Below are 22,493 nucleotides of genomic sequence, written 5' to 3'. Positions count from 1 at the left end.
GCCCTCGCCAAATCAGCGGGTCCGAAGCTGGATGGCCGCGACGATCACCGGGATCATGCAGACCGTCTGGACGGCCGCGTACCAGAACGGGCACACCCCGGGGATCAGGTCGATGCCGATGACGGCGATCGGCATGATCACGGTGAGCGTGCGAAGGCGGTCGAGGGCTTTCTCGCCACCGCGGGTCATCCGGTACAGCAGGACCGCCACGATCGGCAGCAGCGCGCCGCGGACCCACATGAACGTGTTCACCGAGTGACCGTGTATCGCGACGGCGGCCAGGCCCGCCAGCGCCGTGCTGCTCAGGACGGTGAAAGCCTTCATGCTGGTGGCGGCCTTGTCGAGGGCGGTGGTCGGAGCCTGCGTCCGCGTCGTGATGTCCATGCCGACGACGTTACGGAGCGTGCTCGGCGGGGAGTATCCGTCTGGGCGGAAGGCCGAGTGGGTCCAGGCCCACCGCACCTCGGGCCGCTCCGCCCCAGTCCCGTCAGCACCGCCTCCTCAGATCTCCGTCCGCGTCCGTGGCCCGTCAGGCAGGCGCGGCCGGTCGGCGATCACCCTCGGCGTCCGTGGCTCGTCGGGCAGGCGCGGCCGGTCGGCGAACACCCTCGGCGTCCGTGGTCCGTCCGGCGGGTGGGGCCGATCCGCGGTCGCACCCACGCCCGCAGGCCCGTCAGGCAGGTGGGGCCGATCCGCGACCACCCGCCCCGCCCGGAGCCCGCCGGGCGGTCCGGAGCACGGCGGGCGTCGCGCCGCTCGGCAGAGCTCTGCCAGGACGTACAAAATCGTGAGCGGTCCGAGCCACGCCGGGCCGCTGGCGAAAAGCGGTCGACTCGCCCGGGCCGCTGGTGAAAAGCGGTCGACTCGCCCGGGCCGCTGGTGAAAAGCGGTCAGCTCAACCGGACCGCGCCGGGCCGGCACTCACGGTGGCGTCGGGTCAGGTCGGTGGCGGCGGACCGCCACCGCGGGTGGTCGAACGTGAAACCCGCCTCCGTGAGGCGGCCCGGGACGACACGGCGGCTTTTCAGCAGCAGCTCGGTGTCGGTACGCAGGGCGAAGGCGCCGAGCTCGGCCATGCAGGCGGTGGCGGGCAGGCCGAGCGGCATCCGCCAGGCCGACCGCAGCTCGCGCATGAACTCGCGCTGCGGGAGGGGGCCGGGAGCGGCCAGGTTCACCGGACCGGTGAGGTCGTCGCGGTCGATCAGGAAGCGGACGGCGCGGACGAAGTCGTGGTCGTGGATCCACGACACGTACTGCCGGCCGCCGGCCACCGGGCCGCCGAGGCCGAGACGGGCGAGCCGGCTCAGCACGTCGAAGACGCCACCCCGGTCGGGGCTCATCACCATGGCCGAGCGCAGCGCGACCTTGCGGGTGTGCGGGGTCGCGGCCTGCTCCTGCGCGGCCTCCCAGTTCCGGTCGATCTCGATGCTGTAGGCCCAGTAGCCGGGAACGCCCTCCTCGTGGCCGCCGATCATGCCGGTGTCCTCGTCGTTGGCCGCGTCGAAGCGGTGTGCGTAGATCGTCGCGGTGCTCATCTGCAACCACACCCTCGGCGGGCGGACGGCCCGGGCGATGGCGTCGCCGACCGCGCGGGCCGAGTCGACCCGGGAATTCATCATGGCGGCCAGGTTCTCCGGGGTGTAGCGGCAGCTCACGCTACGGCCCGCCAGGTTGATGACGACGTCGCTGCCGTCGATCTCGTCGACCCAGTCACCCGGAGTCGAGCCGTCCCAGCGAACCTGACGCGCGCCCGGCGTCGCGTTCTCCCGCTCGACCTGATGCCCGTCCCGCCGGGCTTCGCGCGAGTCCCGGCGGCCTTCGCGAGAGTCCCGCCGGGCCTCGCGCGAGGCCCGCGGCGAGCGGGTCAGCACGACGACATCGTGACCCGCGGCGGTCAGCGCCCGATCCAGGATCGTGCCGACCTGCCCGGTACCTCCGGGAATGACGACCTTCATGAGACACCTCCGGTGCTTGAGCGATCGCTCAAACCGAAGCCTACGACGTTTTGAGCGATCGCTCAATCCGCCCCCATGACCGATTTTGACTCCCCCTTGCCATCCCATCGACGCCTCTCTATCGTCGGCAGGAAAGCGCTTTCCTGCCGATGGCCGCGGCTCCGCGCATCCCCCTTGAAGCGGAAGTGAGTCAAGCGATGAAACGACCAGTCCCCCTGCGGTGGCTAGCCGCGGGAGCCACCGCGGCCGTGAGCGCCGCGATAGTCCTGACCCTGCCGACGTCCTACGCGTTCGCCGCCGACAACCTGAGCCTCAGCGCCGGTGCGGACGGTTCCAGCAAGGCCGGCGGCACCAGCTACGGCAACGTCCGGGACGGCGATACCAGCACATATTGGGCGCCGGCCAGCACGACCGGGTACGTCTCGGTCAAGTGGAGCAGCGCCACCACGGTCTCCTCGGCCGTCATCAGGCAGGCCTCCGGCGGCGGCTCGATCACCGGCTGGCGGGTGCTCAACGCGGACAGCGGCGCCGTCCTGACCAGCGGCAGCGGCAGCCCGAGCAGCATCTCGTTCGCCTCGACCGCGCTGAAGAAGCTGACCTTCGAGATCACCGCCGCGTCCAGCGCGCCGCGGATCGCCGAGTTCGAGACGTACGCCGCGGGCGGCGGCACGACCCCGACGACCAGCCCGACCGCGAGCCCGAGCCCGACCGGCGGCGGCACCGGCACGCCGACCGGCACCTGGCCCACCTCGACCGGCTCGGTGAGCGTCTCCGGCACGATCTCCGTGTCCGGCACCTTCGACGGCGGCATGAAGACGTACTGCTGCATCGGCGACGGCTCGCAGAGCGAGTCACAGGACCCGATGTTCGAGATCGCCAACGGCGGCACCCTCCAGAACGTCATCATCGGCTCGCCCGCCGGTGACGGCGTGCACTGCAAGGGCACGTGCACCATCAAGAACGTCTGGTGGAACGACATCGGTGAGGACGCCGCGACCTTCCAGGGCGCCGGCGGCGGCACCAGCTACGTGATCGGCGGCGGCGCGCGGTCCGGCAGCGACAAGACGTTCCAGCACAACGGGAACGGGACGGTCAGCATCTCCGGCTTCTACCTGAGCGGCTCCGGCAAGCTGTACCGGGCGTGCGGCAACTGCTCCAGTTCCTACCAACGCAACGTCAAGATCGACAACGTGCTGCTGAACGACGTCGACATGGTCGCCGGGATCAACACCAACTGGGGCGACACCGCCACCATCACCCGCGTGACCCTGACCAACAGCGCCAGCGCCGTGGTCTGCGGCCAGTACAAGGGCGTCGCCAAGGGCAGCGAGCCGAGCTACCTCGGCGAGGGCTGGAACAACGCCAACTGCAAGGTCACCAAGAGCGACATCACCTACAAGTAGACGAGCTGGCGCCCACGGCCCTATCCGCGGCCCGGATAGGGCCGTCAGGGCCAGCCGGGGATTGTCGGGCTGGCGCTCATGGCCCTATCCGTAGCCGGGGTAGGGCCGTCAGGTCCAGCCGGGGATTGTCGGGCTGGTGCTCACGGCCCTATCCGTAGCCGGGGTAGGGCCGTCAGGTCCAGCCGGGGACTGTCGGGCTGGTGCTCATGGCCCTATGCCCGGCCGGGGTAGGGCCACCAGGTCCAGCCGGGAACTGTCGGGCTGGTGCTCATGGCCCTATGCCCGGCCGGGGTAGGGCTGTCAGGTCCAGCCCGGGACTGTCGGGCTGGTGCTCATGGCCCTATCCGTAGCCGGGATAGGGCTGTCAGGTCCAGCCCGGGACTGTCGGGCTGGTGCTCATGGCCCTATCCGTAGCCGGGATAGGGCCGCCAGGACCAGCCGGGAACTGTCGGGCTGGCGTCCACGGCCCTATGCCCGGCCGAGCCAGGGCCACCAGGTCCAGCCGGGAACTGTCGGGCTGGCGCTCACGGCCCTATCCCCGGCCGGGATAGGGCCACCAGGACCAGCCCGGGACTGTCGGGCTGGCGTCCACGGCCCTATGCCCGGCCGAGCCAGGGCCACCAGGTCCAGCCGGGAACTGTCGGGCTGGCGCTCACGGCCCTATCCCCGGCCGGGATAGGGCCACCAGGACCAGCCCGGGACTGTCGGGCTGGCGCTCACGGCCCTATTCGCAGCCGGGATAGGGCCATGGGCGCCAGCCGGGGTTGGGAACGGGGGACGGGCGCGTGGGTCCGCGCCTACTTCAGCCGACCGCCACACCCGTGAGGTCGCCAAGCGGCCGTGAGGCGGCCGGGCCTCGCGCTGCTCGGCAGAGCCTCACCCAGGTCGTACAAAATGGGGGCGATCAGCGCGGGACGACCTTCTCCACCGCCCACTGGCGCCACGTGTCCAGTTTGTGCTGGACGGTCGCGAGCTGCTCGCGGACCGGGCCCGGGCCGGTCGAACCCGGTGTCGTGCGGGCCGCGAGCGCCGAGGCGACCGAGAGCACCTCCCGGACCGACGGGTCGAGGTGCTCGCTCACCGTCTTGAGGTCGTCGTCGGTGAGGTCCTCCAGCTCGCACTCGCGGGCCGAGCAGAGCGCCACCAGCTTGCCGGTGATCTCGTGCGCGTCGCGGAACGGCACCCCGCGCCGGACCAGCCAGTCGGCCACCTCGGTGGCCAGCGAGAAGCCGACCGGGGCGGCGGCCGCGAGGCGGTCCACCCGGACGGTCATCGTGGAGATCATCCCGGCCAGGGCGGGGAGCAGCAGCTCCAGGGTGTCGACGGCGTCGAAGGCCGGCTCCTTGTCCTCCTGCATGTCCCGGTCGTAGGTCAGCGGCAGACCCTTGAGCATGGTCAGCACCGCGACCAGGCCACCGACCAGACGGCCGCTCTTGCCCCGGGCCAGCTCGGCGATGTCCGCGTTCTTCTTCTGCGGCATGATCGACGAACCGGTGGCGAACGCGTCGTCCAGCTCCACCCAGCCGAACTCGGTGGACGTCCAGAGGACGACCTCCTCGCCGAGCCGGGACAGGTGCACGCCGATCAGCGCGGTCACGAAGAGGAACTCGGCGACGAAGTCACGGTCGGCGACGGCGTCCATCGAGTTCGGCGCGGGGGCCGAGAAGCCCAGCTCCTTGGCGACGGCGGCCGGGTCGAGCGGCAGTGACGAGCCGGCCAGGGCGCCGGAGCCGAGCGGGCTGATCGCGGTCCGCACGTCCCAGTCGCGCAGCCGCTCCAGGTCGCGCAGCAGCGGCTGCACGTGGGCGAGCAGCCAGTGACCGAAACTGACCGGCTGCGCGTGCTGCACGTGGGTCATCCCGGGCGCCGGGGTGTCGACGTTGCGCGCGGCCTGCTCGGTGAGCGCGTCGGCCAGCTCGATCAGCGCGACGGCCACCCCGCGGGCGTGGTCGCGCAGGTAGAGCCGGAGGTCGGTGGCGACCTGATCGTTGCGCGAGCGGCCGGCGCGCAGCTTGCCGCCGAGCGCGCCGAGGCGCTCCAGCAGGCCGCGCTCCAGGGCGGTGTGCACGTCCTCGTCCTCGATGGTGGGACGGAACTCGCCGGCGGCGCAGGCCGACTCCAGATCGTCCAGCGCGGCCAGCATCCGGCCCAGCTCGTCGGCGTCGAGCAGTCCCGCGTTCGCCAGCACGCGGGCGTGCGCGCGGGAGGCGAGCAAGTCATAGGGCGCCAGCCGCCAGTCGAACTGGACGCTGACGCTCAACCGGGCCAGGGCCTCCGCCGGGCCACCGGCGAATCGCGCACCCCAGAGCCGGGTCGGCTCGTCACTCTCCGGCACACCTACTCCTTGATCATTCGGAAGATCGTCAGGAACTTCCACCTGACTTTAACGCGTGCATAATAATACCCCACGTCTGATAAAGTTGCATCATGGCTGATCTCGATCTCACCGGCGACGTCGTCGCCCTCACCCGCGTCATCTGCGACATCCCCTCGGTCAGTGGCGACGAGAAGGAGCTTGCCGACGCCGTCGAGGCAGCGCTTCGGAAATATCCGCACCTGGAGGTGCTGCGCGACGGTGACGCCGTGGTCGCCCGGACCAACCTGGGCCGTGCCACCCGGGTCGTGCTCGCCGGCCACCTCGACACCGTGCCGATCGCCGGCAACCTGCCGGTCGTCGAGGACGGCGACGTCCTGCGCGGCCGCGGCACCGTCGACATGAAGGCCGGCGTCGCCACCACGCTGCATCTCGCCGCGACGCTGACCGAGCCGCGCTACGACGTCACCTATGTCTACTACGACCACGAGGAGGTCGCCGCCAAGCTGAACGGTCTCGGCCGCCTCGTCCGCAACCACCCGGACTGGCTGGCCGGCGACTTCGCCATCCTCGGCGAGCCCAGCGACGGCACGGTCGAGGGCGGCTGCCAGGGCACCATGCGCGTGAAGATCACGGTGCCGGGCGTGGCCGCGCACGCCGCCCGCTCCTGGATCGGCAGCAACGCGATCCACAGCGCGGGCGGGGTTCTGGACGTGCTCCGAGCCTACGAGCCACGGCGCCCCGTCGTGGAGGGCCTGCACTATCGCGAGGGCCTCAACGCCGTGAAGATCGAGGGTGGCATCGCCGGCAACGTGATCCCCGACCTGTGCACCGTCTTCGTGAACTATCGCTTCGCCCCGGACCGCTCGGTCGAGGAGGCCGAGGCGCACCTGCGCGAGGTCTTCGCCGGCTTCGACCTGGAGGTCACCGACCGCGCCCCCGGCGCCCGCCCCGGCCTCGACAAGCCGGCCGCCAAAGAGTTCGTCGAGCTGGTCGGCCGCGTCCCGCAGGCCAAACTGGGCTGGACCGACGTGTCCCGCTTCGCCGCCCTCGGCATCCCGGCCGTCAACTACGGCCCCGGCGACCCGCTCCAGGCACACACCGACGGCGAGCACGTCCCGATCCCGGAGATCCGCACCGCCCTGCGGAACCTCACGACCTGGCTGAGCTGACCGCTTTCCACCAGCGGCCCGGCACGGTCCGGGCCGCTCACCATTTTGTACGTCCTCCGCAGAGCTCCGCCGAGCAGCGCGACGCCCGCCGCGCTCCGGACCGCCCGGCGGGCTCCGGGCGGGGCGGGTGGTGGCGGGAATCCACCGGCCTCGCTGTAACCGGCATCCGCTGCCGGGCGTGTAACCCCTGAGCGGCCGGATCCCGGGCCGCCATCGGGGGAGAGGGGCACCGTGGTCGAGTTACGCCAGGCACGCGACGTCGATCGGGATGGGCCGGCCGACCGGGACTTCGACAGTTTCTACGCCGCCCACTTCCAGTCGCTCACGATTCAGCTGTACGCCTACACCGGGGACCTGCTCAACGCCCAGGACGCCGTGCAGGAGGCGTTCCTGCGCGCACCCGCCCGGTGGAACCGGACGTCCGTCCTGGACGATCCGCTCGCCTGGGTGCGCCGGGTCGCCTGGAATCTGGCGACCAGCCAGTGGCGTCGCGCCCGCACCGCCGCGCTCTTCCTGCGCAGGCACCGCCTGGAGACCGTTCCGGCGCCCGGCCCGGACCGGGTCGCGCTGACCGCCGCGCTCGCCACCCTGCCCGCCCAGCACCGCCGGGTGGTGGTCCTGCACTACCTCGCCGATCAGTCGGTGCGGGACATCGCGGACCAGATCGGCGTGCCCGAGGGAACGGTCAAGGCGTGGCTGCACCGGGGGCGTACCGCGCTGGCCACGCGCCTCGCCGAGAAGGAGGACGAGAAATGACGACTTCCGGCCACGATCCGCTGACCACCGTGTTCGACGAGTTCCGCAGCCAGACGGCGACCCTGGTCAGGCCGGTCGGCGCGGAGCGCACCCGGGCGAGGCTGCGTACCCGCCGGCGCAACCGTGGTGCCCTGTTCGGGGCACTGGCCGTCCTGGTCGTCGCGATCTCGGTGGCCGCCGGCGCGGGTTTGACCGGCAACCGGCCCGGTCCCGCGACGAACTCGGCCGCGCCCGTCCCGAGCCCTTCCGGCTCCACGATCTACTTCGTCGGCCCGGGTGAGAAGACCGAGCCGTCGACGACCGCGCCGATCGGTGGCATCACCGAGAAGGATCTCTACTCGGCCACTCTCGACCTGCCCGCGTGGCCGGCCGGCCACTGTGCCGGCGGCCCGGTTCCGTTCCAGGACGGTGACACCCAGGACAACCGTGGCGCACTCTGGATCGCCGGGGTCGCCTACGCCGATGTCGATCGGGACGGCCGGGCGGAGACGTTCGCGCGGATCTTCTGCATGGGTGATCCGGGCCAGGAGGAGTCGCAGGTCCTGGCGTTCACGCCCGCGGAGGGCGGCGGGATCCGCACGATCGGCCCGGTGCTGCAGCAGACCGGCGGTGTGGTCGCCATCTGCGGGATACGCGCCGGCGCGAACGGCGCGATCCAGGTCGAGACCGCCGACTTCCCGGTGCCCTGGCACTGCGCCGATCCCACGTCGGCCGACCAGCGCTACGTCACCCGCCAGTGGCTCACGTTCACCTGGAACGGCTCCGGGTTCGTTCAGCAGGACGCGCCCGCGCCACCGGTCAACCCGTACGCCACCGATCTCCGGCTGACCAGCAGCAAGCTGGTGCTGACCAGGCAGAAGAACGGGCACTACACGGGTTCGATGACGCTGACCGTGCGCAACACCGGGGTCTCCGCCATCCCGTACCGGACCCAGACCGTCATCTCCACCGGCATGCGCTTGGTCGATCCGCCGCCCGGCTGCGCGGTGAGCCCGTCCGGCGGCGGGATGGAGGACGTCAACTGCACCGGCTCCCGACTGGCCGGCGGCGCCACCCGCACGCTGACCCTGAAGATCGACTCCCCTCGCCGCTACGAGCTCACCTATGTCCCGGACACCAACGTCCTGCCCGCGAAGGGCTACAACGATCCGAACCAGGCCAACGACCGAGCCGCACTCACCATCGAATTCCGCGACTAGGCCCCCGGGTCACCGGCGGGACGCCGGCTGCACCAGCCCGGGACCGCCCCGGTGCGGTGTGGCGACGTACCCCTGGTGGCCCCGCGGGAGCGCCGCCACGCACGCCGCCGAGCAGGCGTTGACCAGCAAAGGCAGCACGTCGGTGGCCACCGCCTGAGAGATCCACACCTGGTGCAGCTCGGCGCTGACCGGGCCGTCGCACACGCTGCACGTGCCGGCCCGATCGGTCCCGCTGACCGCGGGATCGAGCCGGGCGGGGTCGACCTCGCTCGCCGGGGGCAGGCTCGGGAACGGCGGCCGGAACTTGACGTTGCCGTACAGCACGCGGGTGCTGACCGTGCTCGCGCGCAGCCGGGTGCACCTGGTCAGCTCGTACGGATACCAGTGCAGCCGATGCGACGTGTACGGCTCGAACACCTCCAGGGCGGTCATCGCCCCGATCTCGGGCGGGAGCCGGACCAGGTTGGTGCCGTACAGCACGAGGTGCCGGACCTCGGTCAGGCCGGCGATCGTGGGTGGCAGCGTGATGATCTGCCGGCGCTCCTCGGGAGCCAACTCCACGAACGGCTTGAAGACCGGCCGGCCGTCCGCCGCGGCCTCGTCGATCAGCGCCAGCAGGTGCCGCCAGCCGGGGCTCGCGGTGTCCTGCCGGTCGGCGTGGAAGCTCACCTCGGCGGGCCGGGTTCGGGTCGAGTGCCCGACGCACCCGCAGCGGTCCCGGTCCGGCTGCGCCCCGGCGGGCCCGGCGGCGTCGGCGAATCGGTTCCCGAACACGCGTGGCTCCTCCATGGCATCGAAGCCTATGTCTGGCGTGGTCTACTTCTGCCATGCCGCCCACTGCCAAGGACCGCCTGACGGCCGTCGCCTTCCGCCGGCCGGTCGTGACGGCGCTGTGTCTGTTTCTGCTCATCGGCGCGGCGGGGGCGTTCGCCGGGTACCTCGTCCAGGAGCGGACCGACCTGGATCCGGTCCCGTTCGTCGTCGTCTTCGCGGGCCTGGGCGGTGTCCTGGCCTCAGGCTTCGTGACGCGGGCCGAGAGACGGAAACGGGCCCGCTGAATCGGACTGGACCGGTTCGGTGGCTGCCCTGAGCGCTGCCGAAACAGCCCCTGACAGGCGCCGTCATTCAGTGCAAGGACCCGGCAACAGTACTGCCGGTTGCCTTCGAGAACCGCCACAATCTGGGCGACAACCGGCACCGCGAGTTAACCGGTTCAGAAAAAATGTGATGTGTATCACTGATCCGTATGCGGCCCACCGGACAGGGTTTTTCCTGCGCTCGGTAACGGAGCAGACGCGGAAAGTACGATTTCGGCCATCCTGGGCTTGCCGGTTCTTGCCGGGAATGCCGTCGCCCGGCGCCAATTCCGGCAGCTCAGCCGCCGCGCGCGTCCTACCTGCGCCGGGACGTCCGCCCGAACGAGGCGGAGAACACGCTCTCTTGAGCAGTGACGCGAATTTCTCTGGCGGATCGTGCAAGAAGTTGCAGCAGGTTTCTTCAGGAAGCCGTCAGGCGGCCGAGATGTCCGCGGTCAGTTTCCGCCGGGCCGGCGCCATCGCGGTCGAGTTGCGGACCACCAGCTCCGGCCGGAAAAGGTACTCCGACCTGGGCGAACCGTGTCCGTTGATGTCGTCGACGAGGGAGCGGACGGCGGCCACGGCCATGGCCGCGACCGGCTGGCGCAGCGTCGTCAGCGGCGGATCGGTGAAGGCCATCAGCGGCGAGTCGTCGAACCCGATGATCGACACGTCGCTCGGAACATCCATCCCGCGGCGCCGCGCGGCCCGGATCGCGCCCAGTGCCATCATGTCGGAACCGCAGATGATGCCGGTGACGCCCTTGTTCAGCAGGCGCTCGGCGGCCACCTCGCCACCCTCGACGCCGAACAGCGTCAGCTCCACGAGATCGTCCACCTCGGACGCCGGAATGCCGAGTTCGCGCTGCATGGCGGCGCGGTAGCCGGCGAGTTTGCGCTGCACCGGGCTGAACCGGTGCGGGCCGGAGATCATGCCGATCCGGGTGTGGCCGAGCGACGCGAGGTGCCCGACCGCCAGGTCGCCGGAGAGCTGCTCGTCGCACGAGACGAACGGCGCGTCGATGCCGTCGGTGTGCCCGTTGACCAGCACGATCGGCAGCGGCCGGGCGAGCAGCCGAAGGTAGCGTTCGACGTCGGCGGTGGTGTCGGCGTGCAGGCCGGAGACGAACACGATGCCGGAGACCTGGCGGTCCAGCAGCATCTCCACGTACTCGTCCTCGGTGACGCCGCCGGGTGACTGCGTGCAGAGCACCGGCGTGTAGCCCGACTGGGCCAGCGTCGACTCGATGACCTGGGCAAACGCGGGGAAGATGGGGTTGTCCAACTCGGGCACGACCAGGCCGACCAGACCGGCGCTGCGTTTGCGCAGCCGCTCGGGGCGCTCGTAACCGAGCACGTCGAGGGCGGTCAGCACCGCCTGCCTGGTCTCCGCGGAGACGCCGGGGCGGTCGTTGATGACGCGAGAGACCGTCGCCTCGCTGACCTGGGCTTGACGGGCGATGTCCGCCATCCGTGCACGCATGTTGTCACTGTAGTGCCGAGCTGTTACCGGTCATCGCCCTGCAAGCCCTTCCATTGACTGCAAGAGCTTGCTAACGTCCCGGCAACAAGGACGACACCTTACCGATCTTGTGGGCGCCGAGCCATGGGCCGCGCTCAAGACACCCCTTTTCTCGCGCTAAATCCGTACATGAACGGGAGCATTTCCATGCGCATCCGTACTGCCGGTGTGATCGCCGCCAGCATGCTGTGCCTGGCCGGCGTGGCCGCCTGTGGCGACAGCAAGGACAACGACACCAAGGGCGGCAGCGCCCCCTCGGCCGCCGCGGCCAGCGGTGAACTGGTGATCTGGGCGGACGACAAGCGCTCCGCCGCCCTCAAGCCGTTCGCCGAGAAGTTCGGCAAGGAGAACGGCGTGACCGTCAAGGTCCAGGCCATCTCCAAGGACCAGCAGACCACCTTCCTCACCGCCTCCCAGCAGGGCAGCGGCCCGGACGTGATGGTCGGCGCGCACGACTGGATCGGCAACCTGGTGCAGAACGGCGCCATCGACCCGGTGCAGCTGACCGACGCGCAGAAGAGCGGCCTCCAGCCGGGCGCCCTGAAGGCGGTCACCTTCAACAGCCAGACCTACGGCGTTCCGTACGCGACCGAGAACATCGGCCTGATCCGCAACACCGACCTGGCCCCGACCGCACCGGCCACCATGGAGGACCTGGTCGCGCAGGGCAAGAAGCTGGTGTCGGAGAAGAAGGCCTCGGAGATCCTCTGCCTCCAGGCCGGACCGACCGGCGACGCCTACCACGCGTACCCGCTGTACGCCTCGGCCGGCGGTTACCTGTTCGGCACCACCGCGAGCGGCGACTACGACCCCAAGGACCTGGGCGTCGGCAAGCCGGGTTCGGTGGCCGCGTTCGAGAAGCTGCGCTCGCTGGGTGAGAAGGGTGACGGCGCCCTGAAGCGCTCGATCACGCCGGACAACTCGGTCGCCACCTTCACCGGCAAGAAGTGCGCGTTCCTGGTCTCCGGGCCGTGGGCGACCGCGGACGCCAAGAAGGCCGGCATCAAGTACGACATCACCGCCGTCCCGCCGTTCAAGGGCGCCAAGGAGGCGACCCCGTTCCTCGGCGTGCAGACCTTCTACGTCGCGTCGAAGGGCAAGAACAAGGCGCTCGCCCAGGAGTTCGTCACCAACTACGTGACCACCCCGGAGCTGGCCACCGCGCTGTACCAGGTCGACCCGCGTCCGCCGGCGCTGACCAGCGTCCTGGACTCGGTCAAGAGCAACGACCCGGACGTGGCCAAGTGGGCCGAGGCCGGTAAGAACGCCATCCCGCTGCCGGCGATCCCCGAGATGGCCGCCATCTGGGAGCCGTTCGGCAAGGCCGAGGCCGCCGTCATCGGTGGCGCCGACGCCAAGTCGACCGTCGACGCCGCGGCCAAGACCATCTCGGCCGCGATCAACAAGTAATGACGACGCAGCTCGAAGGGCCCGCGACGCGGGCCCTTCCCGCCCCCGAGGTAGAAGAGGCGAGGAGCACCTCGCTCCTGGGCCAAGTCGTCAAGATCGTGCTGCTCGGCCTGGTCGTCGCGACCGCGATCTGGGGCGCCTTCCCGCTGGTGGAGAACGAGTACTGGGCCGGCCTGGCCCTGCTGCTCGCGACCACGGCCGGTCTGCTCTACCTGTACCTCACGCCCCGCCACATCCCGGCCAAGTATCTGGTCCCGGGCACGCTCTTCCTGGTGGTCTTCCAGATCTTCCCGGTGCTCTACACGGCGAGCACGGCGTTCACCAACTTCGGGGACGGCCACCGGGGCAGCAAGGCCGAAGCGATCACCGCCATCCAGACCGCTTCGGTCACCCGGGTGCCCGGCTCCACCGAGTACCAGCTGAAGATCCTCACCAGGGGCGACGTGGCCACCGGCCCGCTGGCCTTCCTGATCACCGACCCGAAGACCGGGCAGGTGTCGATCGGGGACGGCGCCGGGCTGAAACCGGCCGACGCGGTTCCGCCGGCCGGGTACACCGTGCTCAACGCCGGTCAGGCCAGCGCGCGGAGCAAGGAGATCACCGACTTCGCGGTGCCGACCAGCACCGGCGCGATCCGGTCGTCGGGGCTCTCCCGGGCGTACGAGGGCAAGGCCGTGCGGGCCTACGACTTCGCGTCCGACAGCATCCGGGACACCACCGACGGCAAGGTGTGGAAGGCCGACGACGCGATCGGCTCGTTCGTCGCGGCCGACGGTGACCGGCTGGCCCAGGGCTGGAAGGTCGGCGTCGGGTTCAGCAACTTCACCCGGGTGCTCACCGACGACACCATCGCGTCGTCGTTCCTGGGCACGCTGGTCTGGGACTTCCTGTTCGCGATCGGGTCGACCGGCGGCACGTTCCTGCTCGGCATGTTCTGCGCGATCGCGCTCCAGTCCACCCGGATGCGCTTCCGCGGGCTGTACCGGATCCTGATGGTGCTGCCCTACGCCATGCCGTCGTTCGCGATGCTGCTGGTCTGGCGGGACATGTTCAACACCGACTTCGGCCTGATCAACAACGTGCTCGGCATCCACGTCGACTGGCTGGGCACGCCGATCACCGCGCAGCTGGCGGTGCTGCTGGTGCAGCTCTGGCTCGGCTACCCGTACATGTTCCTGGTGACCACCGGGGCGCTCCAGGCGATCCCGGCCGAGCTGACCGACGCCACCAAGGTCGACGGCGCCGGACCGTTCCAGGCGTTCCGGGCGATCAAGCTGCCGCTGCTGCTGGTCGCGCTGACCCCGCTGCTGATCTCGTCGTTCGCGTTCAACTTCAACAACTTCAACGCGATCTACCTGACCACCGAGGGTGGGCCGTTCCCGGCCGACAACCCGAACGCCGGCGCCACCGACCTGCTGATCACGTACACGTACCGGCTGGCCTTCGGCGGATCCGGCGCCCAGTACGGCTTCGCCGCGGCCATCTCGATCTTCATCTTCCTGATCGTGGCCGTCGTCTCCGGGGTGAGCTTCCGGCGCACCCGCGCCCAGGAAGAGGTTTACTCATGATCAAGTGGTTCCGGGACACGGGGTGGCGGCACCTGGTCGCCGTGCTGGCCGTGGCCTTCTCGCTGGGGCCGATCCTGTTCGTGTTCTCCGCGGCGATCAACCCGCTGGGCACGCTGTCGTCGAGCACCCTGGTGCCGAGCGGGGCGTCGCTGGACAACTTCGGCCGGCTGTTCACCGACACGAACTTCCCGCAGTGGTTCGTCAACTCGGTGGCGATCGCCGGCCTGGCCAGCATCATCTCGATCTTCCTGTCCGCGCTGGCCGCGTTCGCGTTCAGCCGGCGGCGGTTCCGGGGCCGCCGCTCCGGGCTGCTCTTCCTGCTGCTGATCCAGATGTTCCCGCAGTTCCTGGCCGTGGTCGCGCTGTTCCTGATCTTCTCGAAGATCACCGACCTGTGGCCGGGGATCGGCTTCAACACCTGGTGGGGCATGATCCTGCTCTACCTGGGCGGCGCGCTGGGCGTGAACACCTGGCTGATGAAGGGCTTCTTCGACACCGTGCCGAAGGAGCTCGACGAGTCGGCCACCGTGGACGGCGCCTCGCACACCGGGATCTTCTTCCGGATCCTGCTGCCGCTGGTCTCGCCGATCATCGCGGTCGCCGGCCTGCTCGCCTTCATCGGCACGATCAACGAGTTCCTGCTGGCCAACCTGTTCCTGCGGGACGGCGCCTCGAAGACCCTGGCGGTCGGCCTGTACGGCCTGGTCCAGGGCTCGGACCGGAACACCAACTTCGGGATCTTCTGCGCCGGCACGCTGCTGACCGCGATCCCGACCGTGGGTGTCTTCATGTACCTGCAGCGCTACATCGTGGAGGGCCTCAGCGCGGGCGCGGTGAAGGGATGAGCCGCCTGCTCCTGCCGCACCACGACGGTTCCGAGGGGTACGTCTCGAACCCCGCACCGGCCCTGGGCGAGACGGTTGCCGTCTTCGTCCGGGTGCCGGCCGGGACCCGGGTGTCGCGGGTGCACATGCGCTGGGTGCGCGACGGCGAGCCGGTCTTCACCTCGGCGGTGCTGGACCGGCGCGACGGGGGCGGGGACTGGTGGCGGGCCGAGCTCGAGGTCCGCAACCCGGTCACGCCGTACCGGTTCCTGCTGCGTACCGCGGGTGGCGCGGTGCGCTGGCTGACCGGCTGCGGCGTGACCCACCACGACGTCCCGGACGCGACCGACTTCCGCCTGGTCGCCTACGCTCCCGCGCCCGCCTGGGCGCGGGACGCCGTGGTCTACCAGATCTTCCCGGACCGGTTCGCGGCCTCCGGAAAAGGCGACAGACCGCTCCCGGACTGGGCGGTGGCCTGCGACTGGGACGAGCCGGTCGCGGCACATCCGCCGCTGGCCGGCACCCAGGTGTACGGCGGCGACCTCGACGGCGTCACCGAGCACCTGGACCACATCGCCGACCTCGGCGCGAACACCCTGTACCTGACCCCGTTCTTCCCCGCCACGTCGAACCACCGCTACGACAGCGCGAGCTTCGACCACGTGGATCCGCTGCTCGGCGGCGACCAGGCGCTGGTCCGGCTGTCCGAGGCGGTGCACGGCCGGGGCATGCGCCTGATCGGCGACCTGACCACCAACCACACCGGTGACGCGCATCCCTGGTTCCCGGACGAACGGGACCTCTACTACTTCACCTCGGACGGCGGCTACGAGTCCTGGCTCGGCGTGCCCAGCCTGCCCAAGCTCAACTGGGGCAGCCACGAGCTGCGCCGCCGCTTCGCCCGGATCGCCCAGCACTGGCTGACCTATCCGTACGCCCTGGACGGCTGGCGCATCGACGTGGCCAACATGACCGGCCGCCGCGGCGCCGAGGACTGGTCCCGCGAGGCGGCCGTGCTGCTGCGCCGCGCCGTGCAGCAGATCCGCCCGGACGCCCTGCTGATCGGCGAGCACGCCCACGACGCCACCGGTGACCTGGACCGCAACGGCTGGCAGGGCACGATGAACTACGCCGGCTTCACCCGCCCGGTGTGGAGCTGGCTGCGCGCCGCGGTGCTCCCGTTCGACGACTTCCTGGGCGTGCCGGGGGAGATCCCGGACCGGGACGCGGGCGCGCTGGTCGCCACGATGAGCGCGTTCGCCGCGCAGATGTCCTGGCGCTCGTGGACCAGCTCGTGGCAGATGCTCGGCTCGCACGACACGCCGCGGATCCGCTCGGTGGTCGGCGACGCGACCCGGCACGAGATCGCCACCGGTCTGCTGTGCACGCTGCCCGGCACTCCGATGATCTTCGCGGGCGACGAGCTGGGCCTGACCGGCGTCAACGGCGAACACTCGCGTACCCCGATGCCCTGGCGCCGGCCGGAGACCTGGGACCGGCGCACCCTCGGTGAGTACCACGCGTTGCTCGCGCTGCGCCGGGCCCGGCCCGCTCTGCGGGCCGGTGGCCTGCGCTGGGCGCACGCGGCCGGCGACACCCTCGCCTTCCTGCGCGAGTCGCGGGACGACGCGGTGCTGGTGGTGGCGCGGCGGGCGGCCGGGGAGCCGCTGCGGCTGGCCGGACTGCCGGCCGGGATCGACGGCGAAAACCTGTACGGCGGCGCCGACTCCCTCAAGGTCGGTACCGATGGATGTATCGAAATCAATGGAGACGGGCCTACCTTCCAGGTGTGGTCCGTCCGCCTTCAGATCTCTCCACCGAATCGGAAGGGTGCATAGTGGCATCGAGTAAAACGCGGCTGCGGGCCGCGCTGCTCAGCCTTCTTCTACCCCTGATCGTGGTCCCCGGCGCGGAGGCGGCGTCCGCCGCACCGGCCGAGCCGAGCGCCTCGGTCATCGCGAACTGGGGCTCCGACGAGCAGACCGGGACCAACGAGCAGTACTACTTCGTCCTGCCGGACCGATTCGCCAACGGCGACACGTCCAACGACCAGGGCGGCCTCAAGGGCGACCGGCTGTCGACCGGTTACGACCCCACCGACAAGGGCTTCTACCACGGTGGCGACCTCAAGGGCGTGATCGACAAGCTGGATTACATCCAGGGGCTCGGCACCACCGCGATCTGGCTCGCCCCGGTCTTCAAGAACCGTCCGGTACAGGGCAGCGGCACCGACATCTCGGCCGGCTACCACGGGTACTGGATCACCGACTTCACCCAGGTCGACCCGCACTTCGGGACGAACGCGGACCTGAAGAAGCTGGTCAAGCTCGCGCACCGGCGGGGCATGAAGATCTTCCTGGACATCATCGTCAACCACACGGCTGACGTCATCAAGTACCAGGAGAACAAGTACACCTACATCGACAAGGCCACCTCGCCGTACACCGACACCGAGGGCCAGCCGTTCGAGGACCGGAACTACGCCACCGGCCAAAACGGCTTCCCGAGCGTGGACAGCACCTCGTTCCCATACACGCCGGTCTACGCGACCAAGGCGGACGCCAAGGCCAAGACGCCGGCGTGGCTGAACGACGTGACCATGTACCACAACCGCGGTGACTCGACGTTCTCCGGCGAGAACAGCGAGTACGGCGACTTCTACGGCCTCGACGACCTCTGGACCGAGCGTCCCGAGGTGGTCCGGGGGATGACCAAGATCTACGCCGACTGGATCGGCTCCACCGGGATCGACGGTTACCGCCTGGACACCGTCAAGCACACCGACCTGGACTTCTGGCCGCAGTTCTCGGCGGGCATCCAGAAGGCCGCCACCAAGGCCGGCAAGAAGAACTTCTTCATGTTCGGCGAGGTCTACAGCGCCGACCAGGAGATCGAGTCCACCTACGTGCGCAAGGGCGAACTGCCCGCCACCCTGGACTTCTCCTTCCAGGAGGCGGCCCGGGCGTTCGTCACCGGCGCCGGCAACGCCACCGCGCTCTCCGGCCTGTACGCCAAGGACGACCTGTACACCACCGAGAGCACCAGCGCCGAGCGGCTGCCGACCTTCCTCGGCAACCACGACATGGGCCGGATCGGCTCGTTCATCGCGAGCGCCGCGACCGCCGACACCCAGCTCAAGCGCGACCAGCTGGCGCACGAGCTGATGTTCCTGACCCGCGGCCAGCCGGTCGTCTACTCCGGTGACGAGCAGGGCTTCACCGGGCCGGGCGGCGACAAGGACGCCCGCCAGGACATGTTCGCCAGCAAGACCGCGGACTACCTGGACGACGACCTGATCGGCACCGACCGCACCCACGCGGTCGACAACTACAACACCGCGCACCCGCTCTACCAGGCCATCTCGTCGCTCGCCAAGCTGCGCAAGGCGAACCCGGCGCTGGTGACCGGCGTGCAGACCACCCGGTACGCGGCCGAGGGCCAGGGCGTCTTCGCGGTCTCCCGGATCGACAAGAGCAAGCGGACCGAGTACGTGGTCGCGGCCAACAGCGCCACCACCACCCAGACGGTCAGCTTCGCCACCTCGTCGCCGGGCAGCACGTTCACCGGCGTCTACGGTGGTGCGGCGGCGACCACGGCGGGCGCGGACGGGAAGATCACGGTCACCGTTCCGGCGCTGTCCACCGTCGTACTGAAATCGGGGGGAAGCCTGCCGCTGCCGGCCGCCGCGCCCACCGTCAGCCTGACCACGCCGAAGGCGGGTGCCTCGGTGGCGACCCGGACCGAGCTGGTCGCCGAGACCACCGGTGACCCGCTCGCCACGGTGACCTTCGCGGCGCAGGTCGGCAACGGCCGGTGGGAGCTGCTGGGCACCGCCGACAAGGCGCCCTACCGGATCTACCACGACCTGGACGGGCTTGCCGGCGGCACGCCGGTGAAGTACAAGGCAGTGGTGCGGGACAGCAAGGGACGGCTGGCGTCGTCGAGCACGAGCATCACGGTCGGCACCCCGGCCGCGGCGTCCACGGTCGACTACGCGATCGTCCACTACCAGCGGCCGGCCGGCGGTTATGACGACTGGGGCCTCTACACCTGGGGCGACACCGACCCGTCGATGTCCACCACCTGGCCGAACGGGCAGCCGTTCGCCGGTGAGGACGCCTACGGCCGGTTCGCTTACGTCAAGCTCGCGCCGAACGCCAAGAGCATGGGCTTCATCGTCGTCAACAAGGACGGCGTGAAGGACACCGACGCCGACCGCTCGCTCGACCCGAACAAGAACCCCGAGGTCTGGCTCAAGCAGGGTGACGCCACGGTCTACACGACGCCGCCCGCGGTGAACCAGGATCAGTCGAAAGCGGTCATCCACTGGCGCAAGGCCGACGGCGACTACGACGGCTGGGGCCTGCACGTCTGGGACGGCGCCGCGACCGGCACCGACTGGGGCAGCCCGCTCAAACCCGCCAGGATCGACTCCTTCGGTGCGGTCTTCGAGGTGCCGCTCGCCGACGGCGCGGCCGGGCTGAGCTACATCATCCACAACGGCGACACCAAGGACCTGCCCACCGACCAGCGCCTGACCTTCGCGGACTCGACCCACGAGGTGTGGCTGCTCGCCGGGCAGGAGAAGCGGCTGCTGCCGCTGGTCAAGTCCGCTGGTGGCGGCGGCTCGACCGACCTGTCCAAGGAGTCGGCGGTCTGGATGGACCGCTCGACGATCGCCTGGCAGACCGGCACCGGCACGACGCTCCAGGAGGTCGGCGCCGGGACCGACGGCAAGGTCTACGACCTGGTCTACTCGCCGGCCGGCGGGATCGGGGTGGCCGACGGCGAGCTCACCGGGACGTTCTCGTCGGTCCGGCTCAGCTCGCGGCGTAACGGCCTCACCGAGAGGCAGCGGGCCGACTTCCCGCACCTGTGGCAGTACAGCGCCTTCACGCTGCCGAGGATCGATATCGCCGGCATTCTGCGCGGCCAGATCGTGATCACCGAGCGGGACGCCGCCGGGAAGCTGCTCGCGGCGACCGGAGTCCAGACGGCGGGTGCGCTCGACGACGTCTATGCGGCGGCGACCGGCGCGGACCTCGGCTACACCCACGGCCGGGTCTCGGTCTGGGCGCCGACCGCCCGCAGCGTCGAGCTGGAGGTCTACGACACCGCGTCGTCCGGCTCGGCGTCGCTGGTCGCGATGAACCGCGACAACCGGACCGGCGTCTGGTCCTCGCCCGTCGCCAAGAATCTGTACGGCAAGTACTACAAGTTCCGGGTCACCGCGTGGCAGCCCGCCGCGCAGAAGATCGTCACCGCGTCGGTGACCGACCCGTACTCGGTGGCCCTGTCGACGGACTCCAAGCTCAGCCAGTTCGCCGACCTCGGCGACCCGAAGCTGGCCCCGGCCGGCTGGGGTTCGCTCAGGAAGCCGGCCGCCACCGCGCCCGCGAAGATCCAGATCCAGGAGCTTTCGGTACGCGATTTCAGCATCGCCGACACGTCGGTTCCGGCAACGGAGCGCGGAACCTACGCCGCGTTCACCGAGACCGGCGCCAACGGGATGAAGCACCTGGCGGCCCTCGGCAAGTCCGGCGTCACCCACCTGCACCTGCTGCCGGTGTTCGACTTCGCGACCATCCCGGAGAACCGCGCCGACCAGGCCCAGCCCGACTGTGACCTGGCGTCCCTGCCGGCCGACTCGGACCAGCAGCAGGCCTGCGTGGCCAAGGTGGCCGGCTCCGACGGCTACAACTGGGGTTACGACCCGCTGCACTACACCGTCCCGGAGGGCGGCTACGCCGTCGACCCGGCCAACCGGACCAGGGAGTTCCGCTCCATGGTCGCCGGGATCAACAACGCCGGCCTGCGCGTGGTGATGGACGTCGTCTACAACCACACCTCGGCGGCCGGCGTCGACGAGAAGTCGGTGCTCGACCAGATCGTGCCGGGTTACTACCAGCGGCTGCTCGCCGACGGCTCGGTGGCCACCTCGACCTGCTGCGCCAACACCGCGACCGAGAACGCGATGATGGGCAAGCTGGTCGTCGACTCGATCGTGACCTGGGCCAAGCAGTACAAGGTCGACGGGTTCCGGTTCGACCTGATGGGCCACCACCCGAAGGCGAACATCCTGGCCGTCCGCAAGGCGCTGGACAAGCTCACCCTCCAACGCGACGGCGTCGACGGGAAGAACATCTACGTCTACGGCGAGGGCTGGAACTTCGGCGAGGTGGCGAACAACGCCCGCTTCGTCCAGGCCACCCAGGCGAACATGGCCGGCACCGGGATCGGCACGTTCAACGACCGGCTCCGGGACGCGGTCCGCGGCGGCGGCCCGTTCGACGACAACCCGCGGATCCAGGGCTTCGCCTCGGGCCTCGCGGACCAGCCGAACGGTGACGCGGTCAACGGCACGCCCGCCGAGCAGAAGGCGCGGGTGCTGCACTACCAGGATCTGATCAAGGTCGGTCTGACCGGCAACCTCGCCGGTTACACCTTCACCGCCAGCGACGGCAAGCTCGTCGCCGGTAAGGACGTCGACTACAACGGCGCCCCGGCGGGTTACACCGCCGCGCCGGACGAGGCGATCACCTACGTGGACGCGCACGACAACGAGATCCTGTACGACTCGTTCGCGTTCAAGCTGCCGCAGGCGACGAGCGCGACGGACCGGGCCCGGTCCCAGTCGGTGGCGCTGGCCACCACGGTGCTCGGCCAGGGCGTCGGCTTCGTGACCGCGGGCAGCGAGCGGCTCCGTTCCAAGTCCCTCGACCGCAACTCGTTCAACTCGGGGGACTGGTTCAACCAGATCGAGTGGGACTGCACCAAGGGCAACGGCTTCGGCAGGGGCCTGCCGCCCGCGGCGGACAACCAGTCCAAGTGGCCGTACGCCAAACCGCTGCTCGCCGACCCCGCCCTCAAGGCGGACTGCGCGGCGATCAACCTGGCCGACGCCCGTTACCAGGAGCTGCTCAAGATCCGGAAGTCCTCGCCGGTCTTCGGCCTGGCGACCGGCAAGCAGGTCCAGGACCGGGTGGCGTTCCCGCTCTCCGGCACGTCCGAGACGCCCGGCGTGATCACGATGACGCTGGACGCCCGTGGGCTGGGCGGCACCTTCAAGTCGATCACCGTAGTGTTCAACGCGACGGGGGCGACGACCACGCAGCAGGTCTCCGCGCTCGCCGGTAAGAAGGTCGCCCTGCACCCGGTGCAGCAGGCGTCCGCCGACCCGCTGGTCCGGACCGCGTCGTTCGCCTCGGCGACCGGCACGTTCACGGTCCCGGCGCGTACCGTCTCGGTGTTCGTCCAGAGCTGATGCCCCACTGAACGCCGGCCCCGCTCACCCG

At 70.1% G+C, this 22,493-nt stretch carries 15 protein-coding genes; 10 read left to right on the top strand and 5 right to left on the bottom strand.

Annotation, left to right across the window (positions count from 1 at the left end):
- Nucleotides 1-12: 12 nt before the first annotated feature.
- Nucleotides 13-384, bottom strand: a complete 372-nt coding sequence (locus Aiant_RS10370; protein WP_189333415.1) for a hypothetical protein — start codon at nt 382-384, stop codon at nt 13-15.
- A gap of 506 nt (nt 385-890) precedes the next feature.
- The gene (locus Aiant_RS10365; RefSeq protein ID WP_189333416.1) at nt 891-1,955 is read right to left on the bottom strand and encodes an epimerase; all 1,065 of its coding nucleotides are present in this window, start codon (nt 1,953-1,955) and stop codon (nt 891-893) included.
- A 248-nt stretch (nt 1,956-2,203) separates the two neighbouring features.
- Here Aiant_RS10365 and Aiant_RS10360 point away from each other — a divergent pair, with 248 nt between their 5' ends.
- Nucleotides 2,204-3,358, top strand: coding sequence for a pectate lyase (locus Aiant_RS10360; protein WP_229830724.1), 1,155 nt, complete (start codon nt 2,204-2,206; stop codon nt 3,356-3,358).
- Nucleotides 3,359-4,262: 904 nt separating this feature from the next.
- Here Aiant_RS10360 and argH read toward each other — a convergent pair.
- Nucleotides 4,263-5,693 carry an argininosuccinate lyase gene (gene argH / locus Aiant_RS10355; RefSeq protein ID WP_189333418.1) on the bottom strand — a complete coding sequence of 477 codons (1,431 nt, stop codon included), beginning with the start codon at nt 5,691-5,693 and terminating at the stop codon, nt 4,263-4,265.
- 92 nt (nt 5,694-5,785) lie between these two features.
- On the opposite strand from argH, the gene dapE reads away from it, so the two are divergent.
- From dapE to Aiant_RS10340, 3 genes are all read left to right on the top strand, one after another.
- The gene (dapE, locus tag Aiant_RS10350; RefSeq protein ID WP_189333419.1) at nt 5,786-6,844 is read left to right on the top strand and encodes a succinyl-diaminopimelate desuccinylase; all 1,059 of its coding nucleotides are present in this window, start codon (nt 5,786-5,788) and stop codon (nt 6,842-6,844) included.
- A gap of 231 nt (nt 6,845-7,075) precedes the next feature.
- The gene (locus tag Aiant_RS10345; RefSeq protein ID WP_189333420.1) at nt 7,076-7,600 is read left to right on the top strand and encodes a SigE family RNA polymerase sigma factor; all 525 of its coding nucleotides are present in this window, start codon (nt 7,076-7,078) and stop codon (nt 7,598-7,600) included.
- Nucleotides 7,597-8,799 carry a hypothetical protein gene (locus Aiant_RS10340; protein WP_189333421.1) on the top strand — a complete coding sequence of 401 codons (1,203 nt, stop codon included), beginning with the start codon at nt 7,597-7,599 and terminating at the stop codon, nt 8,797-8,799. The genes Aiant_RS10345 and Aiant_RS10340 overlap by 4 nt, the downstream gene beginning before the upstream one ends.
- A gap of 9 nt (nt 8,800-8,808) precedes the next feature.
- Here Aiant_RS10340 and Aiant_RS10335 read toward each other — a convergent pair whose 3' ends face one another.
- Nucleotides 8,809-9,573: a leucine-rich repeat domain-containing protein gene (locus tag Aiant_RS10335; protein ID WP_245006650.1), complete on the bottom strand. Its 765-nt coding sequence runs from the start codon at nt 9,571-9,573 to the stop codon at nt 8,809-8,811.
- A 53-nt stretch (nt 9,574-9,626) separates the two neighbouring features.
- Here Aiant_RS10335 and Aiant_RS10330 point away from each other — a divergent pair, with 53 nt between their 5' ends.
- Nucleotides 9,627-9,857 (top strand): hypothetical protein, encoded by a 231-nt coding sequence (locus Aiant_RS10330; RefSeq protein WP_189333422.1) that lies wholly within the window; start codon nt 9,627-9,629, stop codon nt 9,855-9,857.
- Nucleotides 9,858-10,307: 450 nt separating this feature from the next.
- Here the strand turns inward: Aiant_RS10330 and Aiant_RS10325 are convergent, their stop codons facing one another.
- Nucleotides 10,308-11,357: a LacI family DNA-binding transcriptional regulator gene (locus tag Aiant_RS10325; RefSeq protein WP_189333423.1), complete on the bottom strand. Its 1,050-nt coding sequence runs from the start codon at nt 11,355-11,357 to the stop codon at nt 10,308-10,310.
- Between the two features lie 186 nt (nt 11,358-11,543).
- Here Aiant_RS10325 and Aiant_RS10320 point away from each other — a divergent pair, with 186 nt between their 5' ends.
- From Aiant_RS10320 to pulA, 5 genes are read left to right on the top strand one after another with little or no spacing between them, the layout of a single operon-like run.
- Nucleotides 11,544-12,806 carry a sugar ABC transporter substrate-binding protein gene (locus tag Aiant_RS10320; protein WP_189333424.1) on the top strand — a complete coding sequence of 421 codons (1,263 nt, stop codon included), beginning with the start codon at nt 11,544-11,546 and terminating at the stop codon, nt 12,804-12,806.
- Entirely contained in the window at nt 12,806-14,374 is a 1,569-nt protein-coding gene (locus tag Aiant_RS10315; protein ID WP_189333425.1) for an ABC transporter permease subunit, read from the top strand. Before Aiant_RS10320 ends, Aiant_RS10315 begins: the two co-directional genes overlap by 1 nt.
- Nucleotides 14,371-15,219: a sugar ABC transporter permease gene (locus Aiant_RS10310; RefSeq protein ID WP_189333426.1), complete on the top strand. Its 849-nt coding sequence runs from the start codon at nt 14,371-14,373 to the stop codon at nt 15,217-15,219. The genes Aiant_RS10315 and Aiant_RS10310 overlap by 4 nt, the downstream gene beginning before the upstream one ends.
- Nucleotides 15,216-17,036: a glycoside hydrolase family 13 protein gene (locus Aiant_RS10305; protein ID WP_189333427.1), complete on the top strand. Its 1,821-nt coding sequence runs from the start codon at nt 15,216-15,218 to the stop codon at nt 17,034-17,036. The genes Aiant_RS10310 and Aiant_RS10305 overlap by 4 nt, the downstream gene beginning before the upstream one ends.
- Nucleotides 17,036-22,462, top strand: coding sequence for a pullulanase-type alpha-1,6-glucosidase (pulA, locus tag Aiant_RS10300; RefSeq protein ID WP_229830726.1), 5,427 nt, complete (start codon nt 17,036-17,038; stop codon nt 22,460-22,462). The genes Aiant_RS10305 and pulA overlap by 1 nt, the downstream gene beginning before the upstream one ends.
- The last annotated feature ends 31 nt before the right edge of the window (nt 22,463-22,493 follow it).

It is taken from the genome of Actinoplanes ianthinogenes, assembly GCF_018324205.1.
Taxonomy (GTDB): domain Bacteria; phylum Actinomycetota; class Actinomycetes; order Mycobacteriales; family Micromonosporaceae; genus Actinoplanes; species Actinoplanes ianthinogenes.
Note: the sequence above shows the minus strand (reverse complement) of the source record. Positions and strands in the feature narration are given on the sequence as shown.

Bases quoted from the DNA above. Each gene is read 5' to 3' on its own strand.
- Aiant_RS10370 (WP_189333415.1), bottom strand. From the start codon at position 384: ATGGACATCACGACGCGGACGCAGGCTCCGACCACCGCCCTCGACAAG.
- Aiant_RS10365 (WP_189333416.1), bottom strand. From the start codon at position 1,955: ATGAAGGTCGTCATTCCCGGAGGTACCGGGCAGGTCGGCACGATCCTG.
- dapE (WP_189333419.1), top strand. From the start codon at position 5,786: ATGGCTGATCTCGATCTCACCGGCGACGTCGTCGCCCTCACCCGCGTC.
- Aiant_RS10340 (WP_189333421.1), top strand. From the start codon at position 7,597: ATGACGACTTCCGGCCACGATCCGCTGACCACCGTGTTCGACGAGTTC.
- Aiant_RS10330 (WP_189333422.1), top strand. From the start codon at position 9,627: ATGCCGCCCACTGCCAAGGACCGCCTGACGGCCGTCGCCTTCCGCCGG.
- Aiant_RS10325 (WP_189333423.1), bottom strand. From the start codon at position 11,357: ATGCGTGCACGGATGGCGGACATCGCCCGTCAAGCCCAGGTCAGCGAG.
- Aiant_RS10320 (WP_189333424.1), top strand. From the start codon at position 11,544: ATGCGCATCCGTACTGCCGGTGTGATCGCCGCCAGCATGCTGTGCCTG.
- Aiant_RS10315 (WP_189333425.1), top strand. From the start codon at position 12,806: ATGACGACGCAGCTCGAAGGGCCCGCGACGCGGGCCCTTCCCGCCCCC.
- Aiant_RS10310 (WP_189333426.1), top strand. From the start codon at position 14,371: ATGATCAAGTGGTTCCGGGACACGGGGTGGCGGCACCTGGTCGCCGTG.
- Aiant_RS10305 (WP_189333427.1), top strand. From the start codon at position 15,216: ATGAGCCGCCTGCTCCTGCCGCACCACGACGGTTCCGAGGGGTACGTC.